This window comes from Actinomadura sp. K4S16 (assembly GCF_008327685.1).
In the GTDB taxonomy this organism is placed as follows: Bacteria; Actinomycetota; Actinomycetes; order Streptosporangiales; family Streptosporangiaceae; genus Spirillospora.
Genome location: NZ_BDDE01000010.1, coordinates 388,376 through 413,693 on the forward strand (window position 1 = coordinate 388,376; position 25,318 = coordinate 413,693).

A 25,318-nucleotide genomic window follows, 5' to 3' on the forward strand; every position below is an offset into this window, starting at 1 on the left:
CGGTCAGCGGCCGAAGACGCCGGTGAGCATGCCGACGCAGGCGGCGCTGCGGGCGGGATCGTAGGGGTAGCGCCGCTTGCACTCGTTCGTTATCCACTGCGGGGGCGCGGGCCGAGCGGCTTTCGGCGGCCTGCGCACCGCGGGCCTGTGCGGCCGCCGCACGGGGCGGTGGTGCCTGCGCGGCGGGGCGTCCTGCTTGCGGGGACGGGCCCGCTTCTTCTGCCCGGCGTGGCGGCGGTGACGGTGATCCGCCTCGCGGGGCGCCGCGACGTCCCGTCCGGGCGGCGGCGAGGAGGCGGACGAGGGCATGGCGGGCGGCGCGGGAACGGTGACGCTGTCCACCGAACGGGCCGGGGCGAGCCGCGTCGTCCCGTAGGCGATCACGAGGAGGAGCCCCGCGGCGACGGCGAGCGCCGCGACGGCCACCGACCGGCGGCGCCGGCGCCGGGCGGGCGGCCGGGGCGCGCCGCGGGTGAAGCCGGCGGGCGGAAGGCTGGAGGAAAGGCGCACCCTCCGATGGTCACGCTTAGCAGCCGACCGGACACGGAAAATAGCCGCGACGTTGCCACCTCGATACCCCCGCCTGGTCTTCGGGACGCCCCGGCCGCGCTCAGCGGCGCGCCGCCTCCCAGCCCTGCACCAGCGCGGCGGTGTGGTCGCCGACGAGTCCGACCTGGAGGCGCTCCCCGCCCTGCTCGACCTGGACGCCCACGGGCCGCAGGTCCGGGACGCGCCCGCCGAACAGGGCGTCGCGCTCGGGCAGGGCCTCGTAGTCGCCCGGCCGCCACCAGTACACCTGCGGGCTGATCGGCTTCTCCCCCGTGCCGGCGAGCCTGGCCGCGGCGTCCTGGACGGTCTTCATGGCGAGGACCAGGTGCTGCTCGGTCCCGATCTCGTGGACCATGACGTACTCCGGGAGCGGGAACGCGACCAGTGCGCCGAACGGCAGCGGCCCGGGGAAGTAGCGCCGCAGGACCTGGACGTGCGCGCCGATGTAGCGGTGCTGCTCGCCGATGTTCGCGATCTTGATGCCCTGCACGTCGGTGGCCTGGACGTAGTGGGGCTCCCGCTCGATCGACTGCGTCAGCGCGTGACCGAACGCCTCGGCCTCGGGCAGGCCGCCGAGGTCCACCCGGTTGAGCGGCACGATCGAGTCCGGATAGTCCATGACGACGGTCTGGAGCAGCCCGGGTGCGAGCGGCCGGGTCACGAGGGCGGCCCGCATCCGCTCGTCGAGCGCCTCCTCGGGATAGAGCCGGACGCGCAGGCTCATGACGTCGGGCGTTCCGCCGGCCGGAGGCGGAGCCGGGCGCCGCTCGAGCGCCTGCACCGCCTGGTCGGCGTACTGGGCCGCGATGCCCGGCAGCGCGGACCTCGGGTTCCGCCCGGCGTGCGCCCGCCATTCCGCGATGCCCGCCTGCACACGGGTGCCGTCCCTGAGCGTGACGGCGACGGTGTCGGGGTCGGGCAGCGCCGCCTGATAACCGCGCTGCGCGAACGCGTCTACGAGGGCGGTGCCGATGATGTCGTGGCTGTTGGAATTCACGATCATTTACGACTCCCCGCGCGGGCCGTGAGTTCCGGGTCGGCCCCCGAAGGTTCGCGTGCGGGTCAGCGGCCCGCGAGCAGCTCCACCACCGGCGCGAATTCCTCGGCGAACGCGGAGGCGACCGACACGTATGACACGCCCAGCTCGTCCCGCCGGCGGGCGAGCGTGTCGGCCATCTCGCGGGGCGTCCCGGAGAGCTTCGCGATCGCGGCGGAACTCGCCAGGGCGGCGGTGTCCACGTTCATCTGCCGGCTCAGCCACTCCGGCACCTCGTCGCCGACGACGTGGACCTGCGTGCACAGCTCGAGGTCGTCGAACCGCTCGCCCGCCGCCTTCCGGACGATCTCCACGTACTCGGCCAGCCGCACGTCGTCGGTCATCGGCGGCACCCCGAACGCGACCGTGTCGGCCCGCCGGGCGGCCAGCTCCAGCATCCGGCGCCGCGACGCGGCGACGAGCACGCGCGGCGCGCGGCCCGTCCCCGCGAACAGGCGCTCCGGCGGGCGCGCGACCGCGTCGAGCACCCGCTCCACCCTGGCCAGCCGCTCGGCGCCCGACCCGTACGGGACGCCGAACAGCGCGGCGTCGTCCTCGCCGCCGGGCCGCCCGGCGCCGATCCCGAGTTCGAACCGGTCCCCGGTGGCGAACGCCATCGAGGCGGCCTCCCAGGCGATCATGTGCGGCGGGCGGGTCGCGGCGGAGAGCACGAACGTGCCGACCCGCAGCGTCGTCGTGGCGCCCGCCGCCGCGGCGAGGGACGCCGCGGGCATCGCCGTGCCCGAGGTGTCGGGGGTCAGCAGCGTCGCGTATCCGAGCTCCTCGGCGCGCCGCGCCTGCGCCGCCCAGTCCGCGCCGTCCCGCGCCCACGCGGCCATCACCGCGAACCTGAACCGCCGATCAGCCATCTGCCCGCCTCCCGTTCGCCGCCGGACACCTCCATTTGAGTGAGCACTCACTCATTTGTCAAGGGCCCGGGAGCCGGTCCCCGCGCGGCGGGGGCCGCTAGCCGGACTCGGTGACGGTGAAACGGCGCAGGTCGAGCGCCGGGTTCTTCGCCCGGACGGCCTTGATCCGCTCGGGCGAGACGTCCCCGGACACGACGCCGGTCCCCTCCCCCAGCGCGGCCACGACGACGCCCATCGGGTCGACGACCATGCTGTTGCCGGCGCCCGTCGGGGCGCACTGGTCGGCGGCCGCCACGTAGATCGTGTTTTCGATCGCGCGGGCCCGCACGAGCGTCCGCCAGTGGTCCTCCTTGAGCGGGCCCGGCACCCACTCGGCGGGCAGCGCCAGCACGTCGGCGCCCGCGTCCACGATCCGCCGCGTCACCTCGGGGAACCGGACGTCGTAGCAGGTCTGCATGCCGAACGTGACGCCGTCGACGGCGAAGGTCTCCGGCTCGCCGATCCCGCCGGGCCGCACCAGCGCCGACTCCTCGTACCCGAACGCGTCGTACAGGTGGATCTTGCGGTACTCGGCGACGACGTCCCCGCCTGGGGCGACGGCGACGAGGGTGTTGGAGATCCGGTCCGGGTCGTCGTCCAGCCGCTCGTTCACGCCCGCGACGACGTGGACGCCGTGCCGCCGGGCCAGGTCGCCGAGGCCGCGCACGAACGGACCGTCCAGCGGCTCGGACGAGTCGACGAACCGCCGGTCCATCCTCGGCGCGGTGAACATGGCGAACTCGGGCAGGACCACGACCCGCGCGCCCTGCCCGGCCGCCTCGGCGGCCAGCCCGCCGATCGCCGCGAGGTTCTCGTCCTTGTCGGTTCCGGGCGCGAACTGCGCCACCGCCACCCGCACCATCCGCTGCCTCCTACATCCGGTCGACGCCGGTCACCCGGACGACGGCCTCGCCCTCCTGGTCGGAACCCGCGAGGTCGACCTCGGCGCTGATGCCCCAGTCGTGGTGCCCCGCGGGGTCGTCGAACACCTGCCGGACCCGCCACAGGGCGTCCTCCGGGACCTCCTCGATCTGGAGCAGCTTCGGCCCCCGCGCGTCGGCCCCGGTGAGCAGCTCGTCGTGCTCCTCGAAGTAGCGGTCCATGGCCTCGGCCCAGGCGTCGGCGCCGAAGTCGGGGTCCAGCGCGCCCAGCTCGCCGTAGCGCTCCAGCGCGGCCAGCTCGACCCGCCGGAACATCGCGTTGCGCACCAGCACGCGGAACGCCCGCGCGTTCGCGGTCACCTTGGTGACCCGCTCCTCGATCGGCTCGTCCAGGTCCTCGGCGGCGGGGTTGGCGAGCTGCTCCCACTCGTCCAGCAGGCTGGAGTCGACCTGCCGGACCAGCTCGCCCAGCCACTCGATCAGGTCGATCAGGTCGTCGGTCTTGATCGACTCCGGGACGGTCTGCTGGAGCGCCTTGTAGGCCCCCGACAGGTACCGCAGGACGAGGCCCTCGCCCCGCGCCAGCTCGTAGAAGCCGATGTACTCGGTGAACGTCATCGCCCGCTCGTACATGTCGCGCACGACCGACTTCGGGCGCAGCGGGTGGTCGCCGACCCACGGGTGCCCGGCCCGGTACACCTCGTAGGCGGCGCCGAGCTCCTCCTCCAGCGGCTTCGGGTGGTCGACGTCCTGGAGCAGCTCCATCCGCTCCTCGTACTCGATGCCCTCGGCCTTCATCTCCTGGACGGCCTCGCCCCGCGCCCGGTTGAGCTGCGCGGCGATGATCTGCCGCGGGTCCTCCAGCGTCGCCTCGATCACCGACAGGACGTCCAGCGCGTACGACGGCGACGCCGGGTCGAGGATCTCGAAGGCCGCGAGCGCGAACGTCGACAGCGCCTGGTTGAGCGCGAAGTCCTCCTGGAGGTCGACGGTGATGCGGGCGTACCGGCCGACGTCGTCCGGCTCCGGCAGCACCTCGACGACGCCGCCCGCCAGCAGCGACCGGTAGATCGCGATGGCCCGGGAGATGTGCCTGCGCCGCGCCGCGGGCTCCTCGTGGTTGTCGGTCAGCAGCCGCTTCATGGCCTGGAACGCGTTGCCCGGCCGCGCGATCACCGACAGCAGCATCGCGTGGCTGACCTGGAAACGGGACCGGAGCATCTCCGGCTCGGCCTCCTGCAGCTTCTTGAAGACGTCCTCGTCCCAGCCGACGAACCCCTCCGGCGGCTTCTTGCGCTGGACCTTGCGCCGCTTCTTCGGGTCGTCGCCGGCCTTGGCCAGGGCCTTCTCGTTCTCCACCACGTGCTCGGGCGCCTGCGCGACGACGAACCCGACCGTGTCGAAGCCGGCCCGCCCCGCCCGGCCGGCGATCTGGTGGAACTCCCGCGCCCTCAGCCGCCGCACCCGGTGCCCGTCGTACTTGCTGAGCGCGGTGAAGACGACGGTCCTGATCGGGACGTTCACCCCCACCCCCAGGGTGTCGGTCCCGCAGATGACCTTGAGCAGCCCGGCCTGCGCGAGCCGCTCCACCAGCCGCCGGTACTTGGGCAGCATCCCGGCGTGGTGGACGCCGATGCCGTGCCGGACGAACCGCGACAGGTTGCGCCCGAACTTCGTGGTGAACCGGAAGTTGCCGATCAGCTCGGCGATCCGCGCCTTCTCCGCCTTGGTGCACACGTTGATGCTCATCAGCGCCTGCGCCCGCTCGATCGCCGCCGCCTGCGTGAAGTGCACCAGGTAGATCGGCGCCTTCTGCTCGGCCAGCAGCTCCTCGATCGTCTCGTGCAGCGGCGTGACCCGGTAGTCGTAGATGAGAGGGACGGGCCGCTCCGCCGAGGTCACCAGGGCCGTCGGCCGCCCCGTCCGCCGCGCCAGGTCCTTCTGGAAGAACGAGACGTCCCCCAGGGTGGCCGACATGAGCAGGAACTGGGCCTGCGGCAGCTCCAGCAGCGGGATCTGCCACGCCCATCCCCGCTCGGGCTCGGCGTAGAAGTGGAACTCGTCCATCACGACCACGCCGATGTCGGCGTCCGCGCCGTCCCTGAGCGCGATGTTCGCCAGCACCTCGGCCGTGCAGCAGATGATCGGCGCGTCGGCGTTCACGCTGGCGTCGCCGGTCATCATCCCGACGTTGTCGCGCCCGAACATCTCGCACAGGTCGAAGAACTTCTCCGACACCAGCGCCTTGATCGGCGCCGTGTAGAACCCGACCTGGTCCTTGCCGAGCGCCGCGAACAGCGCCCCCGCCGCCACCAGGCTCTTGCCCGACCCGGTCGGCGTCGACAGGATCACGTTCGCGCCGGAGACCACCTCGATGAGCGCCTCCTCCTGGGCGGGGTACAGGGTGATCCCGCGTCCCGACACCCACCGCTCGAACGCCTCGAAGAGCGAGTCGGCGTCGGCGTCGTTTCCGGAAGGAAGCTCATCGATAAGGCTCACCCCTCCATCCTGCCCCCGATCGCCCACTGCCCGCGCCGGACGGCGCCCCGCGTCCTGGTGATGGCACCCCGTGCCCTGGTGACGGCGCCCCGCGTCCTAGACCACCCCGTGGCCGTACTTCTCCATGAGGGGGCCGAGGTCGGGCTCGCCGAAGGACTCCCGCATGGCCTCGAACACGGTGACCTTGTCCTCCCCGTACCGCCGGACGCGTCCGGCATAGGTGCCGGCGGACACGAAGGTCGGCGGTTCGGTCTTGCTGTGGAACTTGTCGGCGTACATGACGAGCCGCTCCTCCCCGGTCACGGCCACGTAGTCGCCCGGGGGCACCGGGAGCCCCTGCCGCGCGATGTCGTCGCGGGTCAGGCCGACACCGGTGTGGCACGAGCAGAACCGGCAGATCTCCTCGGGGAACCCCTCCTCCCGGAGTATGGCGTGGCCGAGCACCCCGTGCCGGACGTATCCCGTGAGGTCGATCTGCCCCGACGGGCCGTACAGCCGGTAGACGCCGAGGTCGTGCAGCAGGCACCCGGCCCGCACGAGGTCGGCGTCGACCGCGAGCCCGGCCTCCTCCACGAGCCGCTCGGCGATCTCGCTCACGATGACGCAGTGCGTCCATACCGCCTCGAACGCCGCGGCCCCGGGCGCGTACCGCTCGTGCAAGGCCCGGATCTCGTCGGTCCCTGGAATCTCCACCCCACGACCTTAGGCCGGGGCGGCCCCGCGGGTGGTTAGGGGCGGACCGATCGGCAAGAAAGGGCGGAACGAAACGAGGCGCACGAGAGGAGCCGAGCGATGGAGGAGAGGGAGCCGGAGAAGCGGGGGCCCGGGGCCGGTTCGGGGCGGGAGGACCAGCCGCACGAGCGGGTCGTCCCCGGCACCGACAGCGCCGATGAGGGCTACGAGAGCGACGCCGAAAGCGGGACCCGCGACGGCAACCCGATCGCGGGCGTCGAACTCGACGCCGACGACGAGTCGTGACCCGCGACCGCGCCGCCGTCCTCGCGGTCTCTGCCCCAGGGGCCGGGAAGGCGAGCGCGCTCGCGTTCCCGGCGGGCCTGGAGGGCTGACCGTCAGGCGCCCACCTCGGTGCGGTCGCCGCCCCACAGGGTGTGGAAGGAGCCGTCGCGGTCGGTGCGGCGGTAGGTGTGGGCTCCGAAGAAGTCGCGCTGGCCCTGGGTGAGCGCGGCCGGCAGGCGGTCGGCGCGCAGCGAGTCGTAGTAGGCCAGGGCGGTGGAGAAGCCGGGCGCGGGGATGCCGAGGCGCGCGGCGGTGGCGACCACCTCGCGCCAGGCGTCCTGCGCGTCGCCGACGGCCTCGGCGAAGTGGTCGTCGGTCAGCAGCGTCGGCGTCTCCGGGTCGGCCTCGTAGGCGGCCCGGATGCGGTCCAGGAAGCGGGCCCGGATGATGCAGCCGCCGCGCCAGATCGTGGCCATCGCGCCGAGGTCGATGTTCCAGCCGTACTCGGCGCTGCCCGCCTGGATCTCGTGGAACCCCTGCGCGTACGCGACGATCTTCGAGGCGTACAGGGCCTTCTCCACGGCGTCGGCGAAGCCGGAGCCCGCGACGGCCGTGCGGGACGGCCCGGGCAGGCCCCGCGCGGCCTCGCGCAGGGCGGCGTGGCCGGACACGGACCGGGCGAACACGGCCTCGGCGATGCCGCCGACGGGCACGCCGAGGTCGAGGGCGGTCTGCACGGTCCAGCGGCCGGTGCCCTTCTGCTCGGCCTGGTCCAGGACGACGTCCACGAACGGCTTGCCGGTCGCGGCGTCGGTGTGCGCGAGGACCTCGGCGGTGATCTCGATCAGGTAGGACTCCAGGCGGCCGGTGTTCCAGGTGCGGAAGACCTCGGCGATCTCGGCGGGCGCGAGCCCGGCGGCGTGCCGCAGCAGGTCGTAGGACTCGGCGATCAGCTGCATGTCGGCGTACTCGATGCCGTTGTGCACCATCTTCACGAAGTGCCCGGCGCCGTCGGGGCCGACGTGGACGCAGCAGGGCGTCCCGTCGACCTTGGCGGAGATGTCCTCCAGCAGCGGGCCGAGCGCCTCATAGGACTCCGCGGAGCCGCCCGGCATGATGCTCGGGCCGTGCAGCGCGCCCTCCTCGCCGCCGGAGATGCCGGTGCCGACGAAGTGGATCCCGCGCTCGCGGAGCGCGGCCTCCCGGCGGCGGGTGTCGGCGAAGTTGGCGTTGCCGCCGTCCACGATCATGTCGCCGGGTTCGAGCAGCGGCGCGAACTCGTCGATGACGGCGTCGGTCGGACCGCCCGCCTTCACCATGATGACGAGCCGCCGTGGCCGCTCCAGGGACTCGACGAACTGCTCCGGCGTCTCCGCCGGCAGGAACGTCCCCTCGCCGCCGAACTCCTCCACCAGCGCCTTGGTCCGGGCGGACGTGCGGTTGTGCACGGCCACCGGGTGCCCGTGCCGGGCGAGGTTGCGGGCCAGGTTCCGTCCCATCACCGCGAGTCCGGTGACACCGATTCGCGCCTTGTGCATTGGCTGACTCCTCCTCGTGTGCGACCCTGGCCAAGGGGTTGTACGCGGCTCATGATCCCCCCGTTCGAGCGCCCGGGCCCGCATGTCCGCGCTCGGCGCGGGAACGGGTCGCGCTTAAAAGGATCACTTCGATACTGCCATCTGCCAGGGGGTGCGATGCTGGGACTGCCGGACGGGGCGGCCGCGTGTCTCTTCGATCTCGACGGGGTGCTGACCCGTACCGCCGCCGTTCACGCGGCGGCGTGGAAGGAGATGTTCGACGGCTACCTGCGCGAGCGCGCGGAGCGGACCGGTGAGCCGTTCACCGAGTTCGACCCCGTGCGCGACTACGGCCGGTACGTCGACGGCAAGCGGCGCGAGGACGGGACGCGCTCCTTCCTGGAGTCGCGCGGCATCACGCTGCCCGAGGGCGACCCGGACGATCCGCCCGAGAAGGAGACCGTCAGGGGCCTCGGGACCCGCAAGAACGCCCTCGTCCTGAAGCTCATCGAGGAGAAGGGCGTCGAGACGTTCGACGGGTCGATCGACTACGTCCGCAAGGCGCGCGAGGCCGGGCTGAAGACGGCCGTGGTCTCCTCCAGCGCCAACACCGTCCAGGTCCTGCGGACGGCGGGCATCACCGACCTGTTCGACGCGCGCGTGGACGGCGTCGTCGCGGCGGAGCGGCACCTGCCCGGCAAGCCCGCCCCCGACACGTTCCTCGCGGGCGCCGAGGAGCTGGGCGTCCCGGCCGAGAAGGCCGTCGTCTTCGAGGACGCGCTCGCCGGCGTCCAGGCGGGCCGGGCCGGCGGGTTCGCCTACGTCGTCGGCGTCAACCGGGTCGGCGACGAGCACGCGAAGGCGCTCGCCGAGAACGGCGCCGACGTGGTGGTCGACGACCTGTCCGAACTGCTGGAGGCGCCGTGAGCGACAGCCAGATGAACGCCGACCGACCCGTGTTCTCGGTCGAGCCCTGGTGCGTGCGCGAGCCGGAGCTGCGGCTCGACCGGCTGGCCCAGACCGAGTCGGTGTTCGCCCTCTCCAACGGGCACGTCGGCATGCGCGGCAACCTCGACGAGGGCGAACCGCACGGGCTGCCCGGCACCTACCTGAACTCCTTCTACGAGCAGCGCCCGCTGCCGCACGCCGAGACCGCCTACGGCTACCCCGAGATGGGCCAGACGGTCATCAACGTCACCAACGGCAAGGTGATCCGGCTGCTCGTCGACGACGAGCCGCTCGACGTGCGCTACGGCCGCCTCCACCACCACGAGCGGATCCTCGACATGCGCGCGGGGACGCTGACCCGGCACGTGGAGTGGACGTCCCCCGCCGACCGGACGATCAGGGTGACGTCGGTCCGGATGGTGTCGCTGACCCAGCGGGCCGTGGCGGCGATCTGCTACGAGGTCGAGCCGGTCGACGCGGCGGTCCGGGTGGTCGCCCAGTCGGAGCTGGTGGCCAACGAGGCGCTGCCCGGCGGCGGCAAGGACCCGCGCGCCTCGGCGATCCTGAGCAGCCCGCTCGTCAGCGAGGAGCACGTCTCCAACGGCACGAAGGTGCTGCTGCTGCACCGGACGCGGCAGAGCGGCCTGCGGATGGCCGCGGGGATGTCGCACGACATCGAGGGCCCGGAGTCGATGGCGATCGACACCGAGAGCTCCAAGGACGTGGGGCGGCTGACGGTCGCGACACGGCTGGAGCCGGGGCAGCGGCTGCGCATCGTCAAGTACATCTCCTACGGCTGGTCCAGCCGGCGGTCGCGCCCCGCGCTGCACGACCAGGTGGTGGGGGCGCTGGCGGGCGCGCGGCAGACCGGCTGGCAGGGCCTGCTGGACGAGCAGCGCGAGTACCTCGACGAGTTCTGGGAGGGCGCGGACGTCGAGGTCGACGGCGACGCCGAGATCCAGCAGGCGGTCAGGTTCGGGCTGTTCCACGTGCTGCAGGCGGGCGCCCGCGCGGAGCGCCGCATGATCCCGGCCAAGGGGCTGACGGGGCCGGGCTACGACGGGCACACGTTCTGGGACACCGAGACGTTCGTGCTGCCGGTCCTCACCTACACCTCCCCCGGCGCCGCGGCCGACGCCCTGGCCTGGCGGCACATGACGCTGCCGCTGGCACGGGACCGTGCCAACCAGCTCGGCCTGGAGGGCGCCGCGTTCCCCTGGCGGACGATCCGCGGGCACGAGTGCTCGGGCTACTGGCCCGCGGGCACGGCCGCGTTCCACATCAACGCCGACATCTCCGACGCCGTCGTCCGGTACGTGGACGCCACGCAGGACGAGCAGTTCGAGCGGGAGATCGGCCTCGACATCCTGGTGCAGACGGCCCGGCTGTGGCGGAGCCTCGGCCACCACGACGTGGGCGGGGTGTTCCGCATCGACGGCGTCACCGGCCCCGACGAGTACAGCGCGGTCGTGGACAACAACGTCTACACCAACCTGATGGCGCGCCGGAACCTCCAGGAGGCCGCCGAGACGGCGATGCGCCACCCGGACGTGGCCGACCGGCTCGGCGTGAACGCCGAGGAGGCGGCGTCGTGGCGGGACGCGGCGGCGGCGATGCTCATCCCCTACGACGAGCGGCTCGGCGTCCACCCGCAGAGCGAGAGCTTCACCAACCACGCCCGCTGGGACTTCTCGGCGACCAAGCCCGACCACTATCCCCTGCTGCTCAACTACCCGTACTTCGACCTCTACCGCAAGCAGGTGGTCAAGCAGGCGGACCTGGTGCTCGCCCTGCACCTGTGCGGGGACGCGTTCACCGACGAGCAGAAGGAGCGCGACTTCGCCTACTACGAGGGCCTGACCGTCCGCGACTCCTCCCTGTCGGCGCAGACGCAGGCGGTCGTCGCCGCCGAGGTCGGCCAGCTGGAGCTGGCGCACGACTACCTCGGCGAGACCGCGCTGATGGACCTGCACGACCTCAACCACAACACCCGCGACGGCCTGCACATCGCCTCGATGGCGGGCGCGTGGAGCGGGCTCGTCGCCGGGTTCGGCGGCATGCGGGCGGGCAAGGGCACGCTGCGGTTCGCCCCGCGGCTGCCCGGCGGGATCAGCCGGCTGGCGTTCCGGATGCGGTACCGGGGCAACCGGATCAAGGTCAGCGTGACCGGTGAGGCGGCCCGCTACGAGCTGCTGGACGGCAAGGGCCTCACGCTGTGGCACCACGGCGAGCGGTTCACCCTCGCCGACGAGCCCGTCGAGCTGCCGATCGAGCAGATCCCGGTGTGCCCGCCGGTGACGCAGCCGGCGGGGCGGGAGCCGGCCCCACGGCGCATCGACCCGCACGGCCGCGACCCCCGCCGCCGCTAGGCGGGGCCGCTAGGCGGGGCCGCCCTCCGGAGGGCAGGGGCCCTCGCAGCCGTCGTCGGGCGGGGCGTGGCGCGTCCCGCCCGCCGGGCGGGGCGCGGCCTCGCCCGCGCCGGCGCGGACGAGCAGCCGGCGCGGGCCCGGTCCCTCGTCCCCGAGCCGGTCGTAGGGGTTGGCCAGCGCGCACTTGCTGATCGACAGGCAGCCGCAGCCGATGCACTCGGTGAGGTCGTCGCGGAGCCGTTCGAGCTGCCGGATGCGCTGATCGAGGTCGCTGCGCCACGCCTCCGACAGCCGCGCCCAGTCCGCCGCGGTGGGGGTGCGCTCCTCGGGGAGGGTGGCGAGCGCCTCGCGGATGTCGCTGAGCGGGATCCCGACGCGCTGGGAGACCTTGATGAACGAGACGCGGCGGAGCGTGTCCCGGCTGAACCGCCGCTGGTTGCCCGCCGTGCGGCGGCTCCTGATCAGCCCCTTGGACTCGTAGAAGTGCAGCGCCGAGACGGCCACGCCGCTCCGCTCGGCGAGCTGCCCGACGGTCAGTTCGTGCACCCGGTGCTCCAGCCGCGTCATGCACCGCATCCTACGCGTTCCTCAACTGCACTTGAGGTTCCGTCGTGCGGCCCGCCGCACCGGGCGGCCGAGGGTCGGGCCCGGCCGTGATCAGGCCGGGCCGGGGCGGGGCCCGCCTAGAAGTGGTGGGCGGCCGGGCTCGTGCCGCCGGGCCGCTCGGCCACCTGGCCGAGCCTGCGGAGCCTGAAGGCCGCGCCGATCATGGCGGCGCCGGTCAGGACGGCCAGCAGCCCGATCAGCCAGACGATGGCGATCGCCCCGGAGACGGGCCAGGCGAACAGCATGATCCCGAAGATCAGCGAGACGGCGCCGGTGAGGACGTACGCCCACTCGCCCTTCAGCTCCTTGCGCAGCGCGAGCGCGACCCCGATCTCCAGCACGCCGGTGGCGACCGCCCAGGCGGCGATCAGCATCAGCAGGACGAACGCGGTGATGCCGGGCCACACCAGCGCCGCGATGCCGAGCGCGACCCCGGCGGCCCCGGACAGGGCCAGCAGCCCGCGCGGCCCGCCGGAGGTGCCGCGGATCGCCTGGGCCACCGCGAACACGCCGTCCACCAGGGCGTACGCGCCGAACAGCAGGACCAGCGCGAAGACGGTGATGCCCGGCCACACCCAGGCGACGATGCCGAAGATGATCGCGAATGTGCCGCGCAGCGCGAGAACCCACCAGTGGCGGGTCATCAGGTCGAACATTCCGGCCTCCCGGGGACGAGGACTCTTTCCAGTGTTGACCCCCGCTCCCTGTGGGAAACGCCAAGGCCGGTCGCGGACTTCGCAAAGTCCGCGACCGGCCCGTGCATGCGGCCGGCGGCCCGGGTGCCGCCTGCGGGTCAGTTCTCCAGGCGGCGCACCAGGTCGTGGTACTCGTCCCACAGCGCCTTCGGCGTGTGGTCGCCGAACTTCTCCAGGAACTCCGGCACGAGGGCGGCCTCCTGCTTCCACACCTCGGTGTCGACCGACAGCAGCGTCTCGAGGTCGGCGTCGTCGAGGTCGAGGCCCTCGGTGTCGAGCGCCTCCTTGGTCGGCAGGTGCCCGATCGGGGACTTGGCCGCGTCGGCCTTCCCGTTGAGGCGCTCGACGATCCACTTCAGCACGCGGCTGTTCTCGCCGAAGCCGGGCCAGATGAACTTGCCGTCGGCGTTCTTGCGGAACCAGTTGACGTAGTAGATCCGCGGCAGCTTCTCGGGGTCGGTCGCCTTGCCGATCTCCAGCCAGTGGCCGAAGTAGTCGCCCATGTTGTAGCCGCAGAACGGCAGCATCGCGAACGGGTCGCGGCGCAGCTCGCCGACGGTGCCCTCGGCGGCGGCGGTCTTCTCGGACGCGACGTTGGCGCCGAGGAACACGCCCTGCTGCCAGTCGAACGACTCGGTGACGAGCGGGACGGCGGAGGCGCGGCGGCCGCCGAACAGGATCGCCGAGATCGGGACGCCCTTCGGGTCCTCCCACTCGTCGGCGATGATCGGGCACTGCCCGGCCGGGGTGGTGAAGCGGGCGTTCGGGTGGGCCGCCGGGCTCTCGGAGTCCGGCGTCCAGTCGTTGCCCTTCCAGTCGGTCAGGTGCGCGGGCGGCTCGTCGGTGAGGCCCTCCCACCACACGTCGCCGTCGTCGGTGAGGGCGACGTTGGTGAAGATGCTGTTGCCCCACAGCGTCTTCACGGCGTTGGCGTTGGTGCTCTCGCCGGTGCCGGGCGCGACGCCGAAGAAGCCGGCCTCCGGGTTGATCGCGTACAGGCGGCCGTCGTCGCCGAAGCGCATCCAGGCGATGTCGTCGCCGATGGTCTCGACCTTCCACCCGGGGATGGTCGGCTCCAGCATGGCGAGGTTGGTCTTGCCGCACGCCGAGGGGAACGCCGCGGCGACGTAGCGGGTCTCACCGGACGGCGGGGTCAGCTTCAGCACGAGCATGTGCTCGGCCATCCAGCCCTCGTCGCGGGCCATGGTCGAGGCGATGCGCAGCGCGTAGCACTTCTTGCCGAGCAGCGCGTTGCCGCCGTACCCGGACCCGTAGGACCAGATCTCCCGGGTCTCGGGGAAGTGCGTGATGTACTTGGTGGAGTTGCACGGCCACTTGACGTCCTCCTGGCCCGGCTCCAGGGGGGCGCCGACGGAGTGGACGGCCCTGACGAACGACCCGCGCTCCTCGATGAGCCGCAGCGCGCCCTCGCCCATCCGCGTCATGATCCGCATGGAGACGGCGACGTAGGCGGAGTCGGTGATCTCAACGCCCAGCTGCGAGATGTTGCCCCCGAGCGGGCCCATGCAGAACGGCACCACGTACATGGTGCGGCCCTTCATGCAGCCGTCGAAGAGGCCGTTCAGGGTCTCCCGCATCTCGGTGGGGGCGATCCAGTTGTTCGTCGGGCCGGCGTCCTCCTCCTTCTCGGAGCAGATGAACGTCCGGTCCTCCACGCGGGCGACGTCGGTGGGGTCGGAGGCCGCGTGGAAGCTGTTGGGCCGTTTGGCCGGGTCGAGCCGGGTCAGGGTGCCCTGCTCGACGAGGAGACCGGTCAGCCGCTCCCACTCCTCCTCCGAGCCGTCACACCACTCGACCCGGTCGGGTCGGGTCAGCTCGGCGATCCCGCGTACCCACTCAATCAGTTCGGTGTGGCCGGTAGGGGCCTGGTCGAGGCCGGGGACCTGGTTGGACACGGGCGTCTCCTTCAGCTGTTCGCAGGATGTTTGCATGATGAACAAGACCCGTCGTTTTTGCCATTTGGTCTGGACCAATCACGTCCGCTTTTGGGGCATGGTGCCCGATTTTGTGAGGGATATCACCAAGCGTCGGTACCGGTCGGCGGCACTCGGCCACCTCCCGGCATGGACGCGCTCAAGCTGGGTAAACGTGGGTCTCCGTGGCCTTCACGGCCGCCCATATGGAGGTTCCCTCCGACAATTGGAGCTCCGCGACGGCGGCCGGAGTGACGTCCGCGACGGCGTCGAAAGGCGGTCCCGTCAGCCGCACCCGCACACGGTCCCCGTGCCGTTCGACCGCGCCCACGCGGGTGCGCCAGAGGTTGCGCGGGCTGCCGTCGGGACGCGTCCGGTACAGCGCCACCGACGATGGCGAGAAGGCGAGGAACACCTCACCTTCGAGCGAGTCGACAGTGTCGAGGGTGGCGGCGCCGCCGGCCAGCACGACCGTGCCCGCCTCGGCCCGGCCCCGGTAGAGGTTCAGCCCCACCAGCCGCGCGACGTAGCCGGTGCGGGGGCGGCGCGCCACCTCGGCGGGCGTCCCCTCCTGGACGAGCCGCCCGCCCTCGACGACGGCGATGCGGTCGGCGAGCACCATGGCGTCCAGCGGGTCGTGCGTGACGAGCACGGCCGCGCCCTCGAACCCGGCGAGGTGGCGGCGGAGCGCGGCCCTGATCTCCAGCCGGGTGTGCGCGTCGAGCGCCGCGAGCGGCTCGTCCAGCAGCAGCAGGCGCGGCTCGACGGCGAGCGCGCGGGCGAGGGCGACCCGCTGCGCCTGCCCGCCCGACAGGGCCCGCGGGCGGGCGGAGACGTACTCGGCGAGCCCCACCCGCTCCAGCCAGCCGGCGGCGATCCGCCGCGCCGCGCGGCGCCCGGCGCCCTGGGAGCGCGGCCCGAAGGCGACGTTGTCCAGCGCCGTGAGGTGCGGGAACAACAGGTAGTCCTGGAAGACCATGCCGATGCCGCGGCGGTCGGGCGGCAGCGGGCGCAGGTCCGCGCCGTCCACCCGGACGTGCCCGCCCGCCATCGGGACGAGCCCGGCCAGGGCGCGCAGCGCGGTGCTCTTGCCGGCGCCGTTCGGGCCGAGCAGGGCCACGACCTCGCCCGGCCCCGCGGTGAGCGCGAGGTCGAGGTCGAACGCGGCGCGCCGGACGACGAGCCGCGCGTCCAGCCCCCGGGAGCCGCTCCCGGCCCCGGACCGGGCCGCTCCGCCCGTCCCGTGTGTCACGCCGTGCCCGCCCGTCCGGGTGCGTCCGCTCATCTGGTGCCGTCCACCCACCGGTCCCGGAGCGCGGCCAGGACGACGACCGAGACGGCGAGCAGGACCAGGCTGAGCACGATCGCCGCCTGCGGGTCGGTCTCCAGGGCCAGGTACACCGCGAGCGGCATGGTCTGCGTCCGGCCGGGGAAGTTGCCCGCGAACGTGATCGTCGCGCCGAACTCGCCGAGCGCCCGCGCCCAGCACAGGATCGCCCCGGCCGCGACGCCGGGCGCGACCAGCGGCAGTGTGACCCGCCGGAAGACCGTCCAGCGGCCGGCGCCGAGGGTCGCGGCGGCCTCCTCGTAGCGCAGGTCGGCCGCGCGCAGCGCGCCCTCCACGCTGATCACCAGGAACGGCATCGCCACGAACGCCTCGGCGAGCACGACGCCCGCGGTGGTGAACGGGAACGTCAGTCCGAAGGCGCGGTCCAGCCACCCGCCGACCAGCCCGCGCCGGCCGAGCACGAGCAGCAGCGCGACGCCGCCGACCACCGGCGGCAGGACCAGCGGCACGGTCACCAGGGCCCGGACGAGCCGGACGCCGGGGAAGCGGACCCGGGCGAGCGTCCAGGCGAGCGGGACGCCCAGCAGCAGGCACAGGCCGGTGGCGAGGGTGGCGGTGAGCAGGGACAGGCGGAGCGCCTCCAGGACCTGCGCCTGGAGGAGCCGCGTGCCGAGCGTCGACCACGGCGCCCTGAGGAGCAGGCCGAGCAGCGGCAGCACAAGGAAGGCGAGCCCGGCGAGCGCGGGCACGAGCAGCACCCAGGGCGGCCTGCCCGGCAGCCGGTCGACCTCCCCCGCCGCCTGGAACGCCTTCCGCGGACGCGTCACGGCAGCTCGAAGCCCGCCCCGCCCAGCGCGGACCTGCCCTGCTCACCGGCCACCAGCCCGATGAACTCCTTGGCTAGCCCGCTGTGCGGCGCCTTGGCGACCTCGACGATCGGGTAGTCGTTGACCGCCTTCGCGGCCTCCGGGAACTCGATGCCCGTCACCTTGCCGGCCGCGGCCTTCACGTCGGTGCGGTAGACGAGCCCCGCGTCGGCCTCCCCCAGCCCCACCTTCGTCACCACGGCCTTGACGTCCTGCTCGCGCGACACCGGCTTGACCCCGACCCCGGCCGCGGCCAGGGCCGTCTTGGCGGCGGCGCCGCACGGCACCTGCACCGCGCACAGGACGACCTTCAACCCCGGCCTGCCGAGGTCGCCCACCTTCGCGACCTTGCCGGGATCCCCCTTCGGGACGGCGATGACCAGGCGGTTGCGGGCGAACACCCGCGGCTGCCCGGACGCGTCCCCGGCGGCGGTCACCGTCTTCATGGTGGCGGGGCTCGCGGCCGCGAACACGTCCGCCGGGGCGCCCTGCGTGATCTGCTGGGCCAGCGTCGAGCTGCCGCCGAACTGGAACCTGACCTTCACACCGGGATGCGCGCCCTCGAACGTCCTGCCGAGCGCGGTGAACGCCTCGGTGAGCGAGGCCGCCGCGAAGACCGTCAGGGTCTCACCGCCGCCCGCCTTCTGCTTCCCCGAGGAGCCTCCGTCTGCGACGTCACCGCAGCCGGCCAGCAAGGCGAGCGACAGGGCCGCCATCGCGGCGGTGCGCTTGAGCACGGTCCCTCCTCAGCCCTGGTCCGGCACTTCGACGACGACGTTCGTGGACTTGACGACGGCGTCGGCGACCACGCCCGGCTCCAGGCCGAGGTCGTCGGCCGCCTCGCGGCTCATCAGCGACACGACGCGGAACGGCCCCGCCTGGATCTCGACCTTGGCCATCACCCCGTCCCGTCGGACGTCGGTGACGATCCCGCGCATCCGGTTGCGCGCCGAGGAGAAGCGCTCGGCCTGGTCGGGCGGCCCGCCGCGCGCCTGGTCGCGCACGAAGGCGGCCAGCTCCGCCCCCGGCACCCGCCGGTGGCCGTGCTCGTCCCGGGACGCCGGGAGCCGGCCGCCGTCCACCCACCGGCGGACGGTGTCCGCGCTGACCCCGAGGAGCGCGGCGGCCTCGCTGATGCTGAACGTCGTCACCCGGCCCAGCCTAGCCAGCCGCATATGCGAGAGAAAGAGTGGTTTCGAACTTGATAATGCAAGGCATGTCACGTTGCAAAGCTTGTAAGTACTACAGGCACCTCCCCCGCCTTCCCGGCCCCTCCCTCCGAATGTCACCATCTACTTACATCCCCCGTCCGCGAGGAGGACCCCCGTGACAGCGCAGGACCAGACGGCGCAAGGCGAGACGGTGCAGGCCGAGACGGTGCAGGCCGAGACGATGCAGGCCGGGACGGGGCGAGGGCCCGCGACCCTGGTGATCGAGCGGCACGGGACGGCGAGCCTGCGCTCCCGGGCGATCTCGGCCGGCGTCCGGCGGCTCGTCCGGCCCGGCCTCGCCCGGTACGCGGGCCGCCCGTTCGACGAGGCGGCGCTGCGCCGCGCCGCGCACCTCGACCGGCTCGCGGCGCGGGTCTGGACCCCGCGGCGGATCCGCGTGGAGAAGGTCGACTTCGACGGCTTCGGCGCGGAGTGGGTGCGCACGCCCGACACCGCACCGCCCCGGGACCGGGCGATCCTGTACCTGCACGGCGGCGGCTGGATCGCCTGCGGCCTCAACACGCACCGCCGGATGATCGCCTCGTTCGCCGCCGCGGCCGGCGTCGCGGCGCTGTCGGTGGACTACCGGATGATCCCCGCGGTCCCGTTCGAGCGGGAGGTCGAGGACTGCGTCACCGCCTACCGGTGGCTGCTGGAGGAGCGCGGGATCGACCCCGCGCGCGTCGTGATCATGGGGGACTCGGCGGGCGGCCACCTCACCTTCGCCACGGCGCTGCGCGCCCGCGACGAGGGGCTGCCGATGCCCGCCGCGCTCGCGGCCCTGTCCCCCATGCTCGACATGGACCTGACGAGCAAGCTCGCGCACGCCAACATGGGCCTCGACCCGTCCGACCCCGGGCCGCTGCTGGAACGCCTCGTCGAGGGGTTCCTCGGGCATCTCGACCTCACCGACCCGGCGGTCTCCCCCGTCCGCGCCGACCTCGCCGGGCTGCCGCCCGTGCTGCTCACGGCCGGGTCCACCGAGCTGCTGTACTGCGACTCCGAGCTGATGGCGCGGCGGCTCGCCGAGGCGGGGGTCCCGGTCACGCTCCAGGTGTGGGACCGGCAGCTCCACGTGTTCCAGATGTTCGGGCCGTACCTGCCGGAGTCGCGCGCGGCGATCGCCGCGCTCGGCGCGTTCGTCCGCGACGCCCTGGACGGCTGAGTCAGCGCGCCTCCAGCAGCGCCTCGGCGATCATCCCGAGGTTGGCGGCGTCCACGAGCCCCTCCCGCCTGATCCGCCCGAAGGAGGCCACCTCGACGTAGGTGCGCTCGCCCGCCGCCGCCACCCCGTACGGCCCTGCGCCCCGGAGCCGCTCCAGCTCGCCGGCGGTGACCTCGGCGGAGAACAGGTGGGCGCGGTGCGCGGTCAGCGTCGCGTTCAGCTGCCGCGAGCGGTGCTCGCGCAGCCGGCCCGGCTCCAGCGCGAGCCCGGTCTCCTCGGCGACCTCGGCGACCGCCACCTCCAGCGGGCGGCCCGGCCCCGAGCCGCCCGGCAGTTCGCGGACGGCCCCGTCGGCGCCCGCGCTCCGGAACTCCCGGACGAGCACGACCTCCGTCTCGTCGAGCGTCGCGCCGGGCCGGTACAGCACGACGGCCGAGATGTCCGGGCGCCCGATGACGATCTCGTTGTCCTTGACCCGGTCCTCCGCGGCGACGCGGACCCGGACGTGCAGGCCCCAGCACACCCCGAACCGGAACACGACCCGCGCCCCGAGCAGCTCGTTGCCCGCGTCCCGCTGCCCGGTGTACCAGCGCTGGAACGCCGCGTCCCGCCACAGCAGCAGCGGGACCTCGCGCTCGCCGCCGGCCCGGGGCGCGCCCGCGCCGATCCGGCGCAGCGCCGCCGCGACCGTCTCCGGCAGGCCGGCGGCCGTCGGCACCGCGGACTTCTCCGCGTAGTGCAGCAGGTAGCCGTTCCTCGGCGCGTCCGGCGGCGCCCCGAAGACCACCCGGCCGCTGTCGTGCCACATCCCCCACTCCACGTTCGTGGTGAAGGCGGGCATGGTCGCGAGGTCGCGCGGAACCCAGAAGACGACCTCGTCGGCCAGGTGCAGGCAGCTCTCCTCCCACTCGATCTGGCCGTCGTAGTCGTCGTAGCGGCCGTCCCGGTGCTCGGGGTCGAACACCACGAGCCGCCCGCCGCCCTGCCAGCGGGCCCGGAGCTCGACGTGCGCGTCCGGCCGCCACGAGGCGACGCCGGGCGCCCGGGGCGTGGGCCCGGCGAGGAAGACGGCCGCGTCCCAGCGATCCGGCGGCTCCTCCCGCGCGTGGACGACGATGACGTCGTTGTCCATGCGGCGCCTCCTATCCGGTCGTGTGGACCGCCTACTAAGGGGTAAACGCTGTTCATAACAGAATCACACGCCCGGTCAGGAGGAATCGATCATGGCTGGGACCATGCGAGTTCCGCGCACCCGGGGCGCCCTCAGCGGAATCCTGCTCATCCTGCTGGGGCTGTGGGGGGCACTGCTGCCTCTCGCCGGCCCCTACTTCGACTTCGGATTCGCGCCGGACGACACCTGGGTCTACAACACCGACCGCCTGCAGCTCAGCATCGCCCCCGGAGCCGCCGCCGCGCTCGGCGGGCTGATCCTGCTGTTCAGCGCCAACCGCGCGGCCGGGATGTTCGGCGGCTGGCTGGCCGCGCTCGGCGGCGCCTGGTTCGCCGTCGGACCGGTCCTGTCCCCGCTGTGGGACGCGCGGGGCGTCGGCGCCCCGCTCGGGACCACCGAGGGGCGGCACGTCGCCGAGTATCTCGCCGGCTTCACCGGCCTCGGCGTCGTGATCGTGTTCCTCGCCGCGCTCGCGCTCGGCAGGTTCGCGGTGGTCGGCGTCCGCGAACGGCTGCTCGACGAGCCCGAACCGTCCGGCTCGAACACCACCCAACCGCTCGTGTACGGGCGCTACGCGCGGGAGAACCAGCCCGGGCAGGGCCCGCCGCCGACCGGTGACCAGCACGTCGCGGGCGAGCCGCGCTGGGAGCGCTAGCGGCCCCGGCGCCGCATGTTGCGGACGGACTTGGTGGTCTCGTAGCTGCCGCGCTCGTCGTCGAGCCGCACGTCGTCGCGGTCGGTGAACATGGCGACGAAGGCCACCAGCAGGCCGACGCCCCCGATCCAGGGCTCCCGCCACGCGAAGCTGAGCGCCACGCAGACGACGGCGACGGAGATGAGCAGCAGCAGCTTCACGTCACACCCCTCGACCGCGCCCGGGCGTCCGGGAGCCCCGGTACCCCGGACGTGCTAACGCGTCCGTCGCGAGATCAGTGAGTAATGGAAGACTTACTCATCCCGCATGGGCATCCTGCCATGCGAACGGCCCGCCGGGAAAGATCCCCGGCGGGCCGCGGGCGCGGTATTTCGGCTACTTCTTGCCCTTGCCGCGCTTTTCGCGGATCTTCATGGTGATGTCGAGGGGCGTCCCGTCGAACCCGAACTCCTCCCGCAGCCGCCGCTCGATGAACCGCCGGTAGCCCTCCTCGAGGAAGCCCGACGTGAACAGCACGAACCGCGGCGGCCGCACCCCCGCCTGCGTCGCGAACAGCACGCGCGGCTGCTTGCCGCCCCGCACCGGGTGCGGATGCGAGTTCACCAGGTCGGCGAAGAACTGGTTCAGCTTGGACGTCGGGACGCGGGTGCCCCAGCCCTCCAGCGCCGTCTCGATGGCCGGCACCAGCTTCTCCATGTGCCGGCCGGTCTTGGCGGAGATGTTCGCCCGCGGCGCCCACCGCGCGTTGTGCAACTGCCGGTCGATCTCGCGTTCGAGGTAGTGGCGGCGCTCCTCGTCCAGGAGGTCCCACTTGTTGTAGGCGATGACCAGCGACCGGCCCGACTCGATGACCATGGAGATGATCCGCAGGTCCTGCTCGGCGAGCGGCTGGTCGGCGTCCACCAGCACGACCGCGACCTCGGCGCGCTCCAGCGCCGACCGCGTGCGCAGCGTCGCGTAGAAGTCGGCGCCCTGGTTCTCGCGGTGCCGGCGCCGGATCCCGGCGGTGTCGATGAACCGCCACGTCTTGCCGCCGAGCTCGATCAGCTCGTCGACCGGGTCGCGGGTCGTGCCCGCCACCGAGTCCACGACGGCGCGGTTCTCCCCCGCCAGCTTGTTCAGCAGGCTCGACTTGCCGACGTTCGGGCGGCCCAGCAGCGCCACCCGGCGCGGCCCGCCCGTCTCGGCGAACGTCTCCGCCGGGGGCTCCTCGGGCAGCGCCTCCAGCACCGCGTCGAGCAGGTCGCCGCTGCCGCGCCCGTGCAGGGCGCTGACCGGGCGCGGCTCGCCGATGCCGAGCGACCACAGCAGCGCCGCGTCGGACTCGGCGCCCACGCCGTCGACCTTGTTGGCGACCAGGATCACCGGCTTGCCGGACCGGCGCAGGATCTCCACCACGGCCTCGTCCACGTCCGTGGCGCCCACCGTCGCGTCCACCACGAACATCACGACGTCGGCGAGGTCGACCGCCAGCCGGGCCTGCTCGGCGATCGCCGCGGCCAGGCCGGAGGAGTCCGGCAGCCAGCCGCCGGTGTCGACGACGGTGAACCGGCGCCCGCTCCACGTCGCGTCGTAGGCGACCCGGTCGCGGGTCACACCCGGGACGTCCTCCACGACGGCCTCGCGGCGGCCGAGGATCCGGTTGACCAGTGTGGACTTGCCGACGTTCGGCCGCCCCACCACGGCCACGACCGGCGCCGGGCCCGCGTCCTGGTCGAGGTCCTGGTCGACGTCCAGGACGGCGTCCACCGTCTCGATCTCGAAATCGCTCACTGTCACATTCCCCGGCGGGGGCCCTCAGGCCGCCCGCTCACTCATGCTCTTTGGCGAGGCGGACGACCGCCTCGATGACCTCGTCCAAGCCCAGCCCGGACGAGTCGATCTCGTGCGCGTCCGCCGCCTTCGCCAGCGGCGACGCCTTGCGCGTCGAGTCGAGCCGGTCGCGCCGCTCCTGCTCGGCCTGCGTGACCGTCACCGACGCGCCCGGGTCGGCGGCCAGGTCCTTCGCGCGCCGCGCCGCGCGCACCTCGGGACTCGCCGTCAGGAACACCTTGACCGGCGCCTCCGGAACGACGACCGTCCCGATGTCGCGCCCCTCCACCACGATGCCGCCGCTCCCGATGATCTCGCGCTGCAGCTCCACGAGCCGGGCGCGCACCGCCGGGACGGAGCTGACGGCGCTGACCGCGTTGGTGACCGCGCGGGTGCGGATCGGGCCGGACACGTCCGTCCCGTCCACCGTGATCGTCGGCGCCGCCGGGTCGGTGCCGGACTCGATCACCGGGTCCTGCGCGCGGGCCGCGACGGCGGCGCCGTCCTCGACCGGCACGCCGTTCTCCAGCATCCACCACGTCATGGCGCGGTACATGGCGCCCGTGTCGAGGTAGCGCAGCCCGAGCGCCCGGGCGACGCCCTTGGACGCGCTGGACTTCCCCGACCCGGACGGACCGTCCATGGCGATGACGAGCGGCACGATCGCTCCCTCTCTGTTCGTCGTGAAGCGGGCGGCGCTCGTCGCCGCGCCGGCGCGCAGAAGTCCCCCGGAACAAGCCTTTAGCGCTCCAGGTTACCGGCCCGCCGGTACCACTGGGGCCTAGCCGGGCACGGACCAGCCGCGCCCGCGCAGCTCCTGCGCCAGCCGCTCGGCCGCCTCCGGGACGACCGACAGCTCCAGCACGCCGAGCGGGCGGCCCGGCGAGTGCTCGATCGTCACGTCCTCGATGTTGACCTGCGCGATCCCCGCCGCCTGGAAGATCATCGCCAGCTCGCCCGGCCGGTCGGGGATGACCACCTGGACCGTCGCGTAGGCGGGCTGGTCGCCGCCGTGCTTGCCCGGGATGCGCGACCGGCCCGCGTTCCCGCGCAGCAGCAGGTCGGCGACGTGCGTGGCGGCCTCCTCGCTGCCGTCGCGCAGCAGCGACGCCGCCACCGCGAGATCGGTGGCGACGGCCTCCAGCACGTCGGCGACGGGCTGGGAGTTGGCCGACAGGATCCCGATCCACAGCCGCGGGTCGCTCGCCGCGATCCGGGTGACGTCCCGCACGCCCTGCCCGGACAGGCCGAGCGCCACGTCGTCGGCGCCGGTCAGGCGGGCGGCGACCGCGGCCGACACCACGTGCGGGGCGTGCGAGACGAGCGCGACCGCCCGGTCGTGCTCGTCGGCGTCCACCTGCACCGGCATCGCGCCGCACGCCTTCGCCAGGCCGGTGACGACCTCGACCGTCTCCGGCGTCGCCTCCGGCGTCGCGCACAGCGCCCACGGCCGGCCGAGGAACAGGTCCGGCCGCGCCGCGCTCGGCCCGGACCGCTCGCTCCCGGCGAGGGGATGGCCCGCCACGAACGTCGTCAGGTCGCAGCCCAGCTCGGCGGCCTGCGCCAGCGGCAGCGCCTTCACGCTCGCCACGTCGGTGTAGGCGGTCGCCAGGCCGCGCTTCTGCGCGTCCAGCAGCGTCACCGCCACCGCCGCCGGCGGCACCGCGAGGACCGCCAGGTCGGCGGGCTCCGCACGCGCGCCGTCCGGCAGGGCCTCGCCCGCGCCGAGCTCCACGGCCAGGGCCAGTGCGGCCGAGTCCCGGTCGGTCAGCAGCACCTCGACGCCGCGCTCCCGCATCGCCAGGGCGATCGACGTCCCGATCAGGCCGGTCCCGACCACGACGATCCGCCGCGGCACCACGTCCTCGTTCACGCTCGAAACCCTACTGTGCGATGTCCAGCCGGAGCGCCGTCGCGCCGCGCAGGTACACGTGCTGGACCTCCGAGCGGGACCGGTCCGTCGCGATGTGCGCCATGAGCCGGATGACCCGCGGCAGCGCGCCGGGGACGCCGATCTCGGTGGCGCACAGCAGCGGCACCTCGTGGAACCCGAGCTTGCGGGCGGCGAGCGCCGGGAACTCCGCCGTCAGGTCCGGCGTCACCGTGAAGACAACGCTGATCACGTCGTCGGTGGACAGCCCGTTGCGGGCCATCACCTCGGAGACGAGCTCGGTCGTCGCCTCCAGGATCTGGTCCCGGTCGTCGGCGTCGATCTGCGTTGCGCCACGGACCGCGCGTACCGCCACAGTCG

At 73.3% G+C, this 25,318-nt stretch carries 25 protein-coding genes; 5 read left to right on the forward strand and 20 right to left on the reverse strand.

Annotation, left to right across the window (positions count from 1 at the left end; genetic code table 11):
* Nucleotides 1-3 precede the first annotated feature (3 nt).
* The 6 genes from K4S16_RS02565 to K4S16_RS02590 form a co-directional block, all read right to left on the reverse strand.
* Nucleotides 4-510 (reverse strand): hypothetical protein, encoded by a 507-nt coding sequence (locus tag K4S16_RS02565; protein ID WP_149257167.1) that lies wholly within the window; start codon nucleotides 508-510, stop codon nucleotides 4-6.
* 100 nt (nucleotides 511-610) lie between these two features.
* Nucleotides 611-1,552, reverse strand: a complete 942-nt coding sequence (locus K4S16_RS02570; protein WP_149257168.1) for a hypothetical protein — start codon at nucleotides 1,550-1,552, stop codon at nucleotides 611-613.
* A gap of 59 nt (nucleotides 1,553-1,611) precedes the next feature.
* Nucleotides 1,612-2,454: an LLM class flavin-dependent oxidoreductase gene (locus K4S16_RS02575; RefSeq protein WP_149257169.1), complete on the reverse strand. Its 843-nt coding sequence runs from the start codon at nucleotides 2,452-2,454 to the stop codon at nucleotides 1,612-1,614.
* 97 nt (nucleotides 2,455-2,551) lie between these two features.
* Entirely contained in the window at nucleotides 2,552-3,355 is an 804-nt protein-coding gene (locus K4S16_RS02580; RefSeq protein ID WP_149257170.1) for a carbon-nitrogen hydrolase family protein, read from the reverse strand.
* 10 nt (nucleotides 3,356-3,365) lie between these two features.
* Nucleotides 3,366-5,873, reverse strand: coding sequence for an RNA helicase (locus tag K4S16_RS02585; protein ID WP_149257171.1), 2,508 nt, complete (start codon nucleotides 5,871-5,873; stop codon nucleotides 3,366-3,368).
* Between the two features lie 96 nt (nucleotides 5,874-5,969).
* Nucleotides 5,970-6,566 (reverse strand): HD domain-containing protein, encoded by a 597-nt coding sequence (locus K4S16_RS02590; RefSeq protein WP_149257172.1) that lies wholly within the window; start codon nucleotides 6,564-6,566, stop codon nucleotides 5,970-5,972.
* A 99-nt stretch (nucleotides 6,567-6,665) separates the two neighbouring features.
* Here K4S16_RS02590 and K4S16_RS02595 point away from each other — a divergent pair, with 99 nt between their 5' ends.
* Nucleotides 6,666-6,851: a hypothetical protein gene (locus tag K4S16_RS02595; protein ID WP_149257173.1), complete on the forward strand. Its 186-nt coding sequence runs from the start codon at nucleotides 6,666-6,668 to the stop codon at nucleotides 6,849-6,851.
* A gap of 92 nt (nucleotides 6,852-6,943) precedes the next feature.
* On the opposite strand, the gene gndA is transcribed toward K4S16_RS02595, so the two are convergent.
* On the reverse strand, nucleotides 6,944-8,368 hold the full coding sequence (gndA, locus tag K4S16_RS02600; RefSeq protein WP_149257174.1) for an NADP-dependent phosphogluconate dehydrogenase: 1,425 nt from the start codon (nucleotides 8,366-8,368) through the stop codon (nucleotides 6,944-6,946).
* Nucleotides 8,369-8,524: 156 nt separating this feature from the next.
* On the opposite strand from gndA, the gene K4S16_RS02605 reads away from it, so the two are divergent.
* Both K4S16_RS02605 and K4S16_RS02610 read left to right on the forward strand, forming a co-directional pair.
* Nucleotides 8,525-9,274: an HAD family phosphatase gene (locus K4S16_RS02605; protein ID WP_149257175.1), complete on the forward strand. Its 750-nt coding sequence runs from the start codon at nucleotides 8,525-8,527 to the stop codon at nucleotides 9,272-9,274.
* Nucleotides 9,271-11,664, forward strand: a complete 2,394-nt coding sequence (locus K4S16_RS02610; RefSeq protein ID WP_235036517.1) for a glycoside hydrolase family 65 protein — start codon at nucleotides 9,271-9,273, stop codon at nucleotides 11,662-11,664. Before K4S16_RS02605 ends, K4S16_RS02610 begins: the two co-directional genes overlap by 4 nt.
* Nucleotides 11,665-11,673: 9 nt before the next feature.
* Here K4S16_RS02610 and soxR read toward each other — a convergent pair whose 3' ends face one another.
* The 7 genes from soxR to K4S16_RS02645 form a co-directional block, all read right to left on the reverse strand.
* Nucleotides 11,674-12,231 carry a redox-sensitive transcriptional activator SoxR gene (gene soxR / locus K4S16_RS02615; protein ID WP_149257176.1) on the reverse strand — a complete coding sequence of 186 codons (558 nt, stop codon included), beginning with the start codon at nucleotides 12,229-12,231 and terminating at the stop codon, nucleotides 11,674-11,676.
* 116 nt (nucleotides 12,232-12,347) lie between these two features.
* Complete coding sequence (locus tag K4S16_RS02620; protein WP_149257177.1) at nucleotides 12,348-12,926, reverse strand: HdeD family acid-resistance protein; 579 nt, start codon at nucleotides 12,924-12,926, stop codon at nucleotides 12,348-12,350.
* 137 nt (nucleotides 12,927-13,063) lie between these two features.
* A complete protein-coding gene (locus K4S16_RS02625; RefSeq protein WP_235036518.1) occupies nucleotides 13,064-14,881 on the reverse strand; it encodes a phosphoenolpyruvate carboxykinase (GTP) in 1,818 nt (605 codons plus the stop codon).
* 178 nt (nucleotides 14,882-15,059) lie between these two features.
* The gene (locus K4S16_RS02630) at nucleotides 15,060-16,184 is read right to left on the reverse strand and encodes an ABC transporter ATP-binding protein (RefSeq protein ID WP_149257179.1); all 1,125 of its coding nucleotides are present in this window, start codon (nucleotides 16,182-16,184) and stop codon (nucleotides 15,060-15,062) included.
* Nucleotides 16,181-17,014: a molybdate ABC transporter permease subunit gene (modB, locus tag K4S16_RS02635; protein ID WP_149257180.1), complete on the reverse strand. Its 834-nt coding sequence runs from the start codon at nucleotides 17,012-17,014 to the stop codon at nucleotides 16,181-16,183. The genes K4S16_RS02630 and modB overlap by 4 nt, the downstream gene beginning before the upstream one ends.
* On the reverse strand, nucleotides 17,011-17,769 hold the full coding sequence (gene modA, locus K4S16_RS02640) for a molybdate ABC transporter substrate-binding protein (protein ID WP_149257970.1): 759 nt from the start codon (nucleotides 17,767-17,769) through the stop codon (nucleotides 17,011-17,013). The genes modB and modA overlap by 4 nt, the downstream gene beginning before the upstream one ends.
* A gap of 30 nt (nucleotides 17,770-17,799) precedes the next feature.
* Nucleotides 17,800-18,204 carry a molybdopterin-binding protein gene (locus tag K4S16_RS02645; protein WP_149257181.1) on the reverse strand — a complete coding sequence of 135 codons (405 nt, stop codon included), beginning with the start codon at nucleotides 18,202-18,204 and terminating at the stop codon, nucleotides 17,800-17,802.
* A 175-nt stretch (nucleotides 18,205-18,379) separates the two neighbouring features.
* On the opposite strand from K4S16_RS02645, the gene K4S16_RS02650 reads away from it, so the two are divergent.
* A complete protein-coding gene (locus K4S16_RS02650) occupies nucleotides 18,380-19,429 on the forward strand; it encodes an alpha/beta hydrolase (protein ID WP_235036520.1) in 1,050 nt (349 codons plus the stop codon).
* Nucleotide 19,430: 1 nt separating this feature from the next.
* On the opposite strand, the gene K4S16_RS02655 is transcribed toward K4S16_RS02650, so the two are convergent.
* Nucleotides 19,431-20,561 carry a nucleoside 2-deoxyribosyltransferase domain-containing protein gene (locus tag K4S16_RS02655; protein WP_149257182.1) on the reverse strand — a complete coding sequence of 377 codons (1,131 nt, stop codon included), beginning with the start codon at nucleotides 20,559-20,561 and terminating at the stop codon, nucleotides 19,431-19,433.
* Nucleotides 20,562-20,652: 91 nt separating this feature from the next.
* On the opposite strand from K4S16_RS02655, the gene K4S16_RS02660 reads away from it, so the two are divergent.
* Nucleotides 20,653-21,255: a hypothetical protein gene (locus K4S16_RS02660; protein ID WP_149257183.1), complete on the forward strand. Its 603-nt coding sequence runs from the start codon at nucleotides 20,653-20,655 to the stop codon at nucleotides 21,253-21,255.
* Here K4S16_RS02660 and K4S16_RS02665 read toward each other — a convergent pair.
* The 5 genes from K4S16_RS02665 to aroH form a co-directional block, all read right to left on the reverse strand.
* Nucleotides 21,252-21,455 carry a hypothetical protein gene (locus tag K4S16_RS02665; protein ID WP_149257184.1) on the reverse strand — a complete coding sequence of 68 codons (204 nt, stop codon included), beginning with the start codon at nucleotides 21,453-21,455 and terminating at the stop codon, nucleotides 21,252-21,254. The genes K4S16_RS02660 and K4S16_RS02665 overlap by 4 nt on opposite strands.
* Before the next feature lie 175 nt (nucleotides 21,456-21,630).
* On the reverse strand, nucleotides 21,631-23,028 hold the full coding sequence (gene der / locus K4S16_RS02670) for a ribosome biogenesis GTPase Der (protein ID WP_375708317.1): 1,398 nt from the start codon (nucleotides 23,026-23,028) through the stop codon (nucleotides 21,631-21,633).
* Between the two features lie 37 nt (nucleotides 23,029-23,065).
* Nucleotides 23,066-23,728 carry a (d)CMP kinase gene (cmk, locus tag K4S16_RS02675; RefSeq protein WP_235036521.1) on the reverse strand — a complete coding sequence of 221 codons (663 nt, stop codon included), beginning with the start codon at nucleotides 23,726-23,728 and terminating at the stop codon, nucleotides 23,066-23,068.
* A gap of 120 nt (nucleotides 23,729-23,848) precedes the next feature.
* Entirely contained in the window at nucleotides 23,849-24,940 is a 1,092-nt protein-coding gene (locus tag K4S16_RS02680; protein ID WP_235036522.1) for a prephenate dehydrogenase, read from the reverse strand.
* A 10-nt stretch (nucleotides 24,941-24,950) separates the two neighbouring features.
* The gene (gene aroH, locus K4S16_RS02685) at nucleotides 24,951-25,313 is read right to left on the reverse strand and encodes a chorismate mutase (RefSeq protein ID WP_149257185.1); all 363 of its coding nucleotides are present in this window, start codon (nucleotides 25,311-25,313) and stop codon (nucleotides 24,951-24,953) included.
* Nucleotides 25,314-25,318 lie beyond the last annotated feature (5 nt).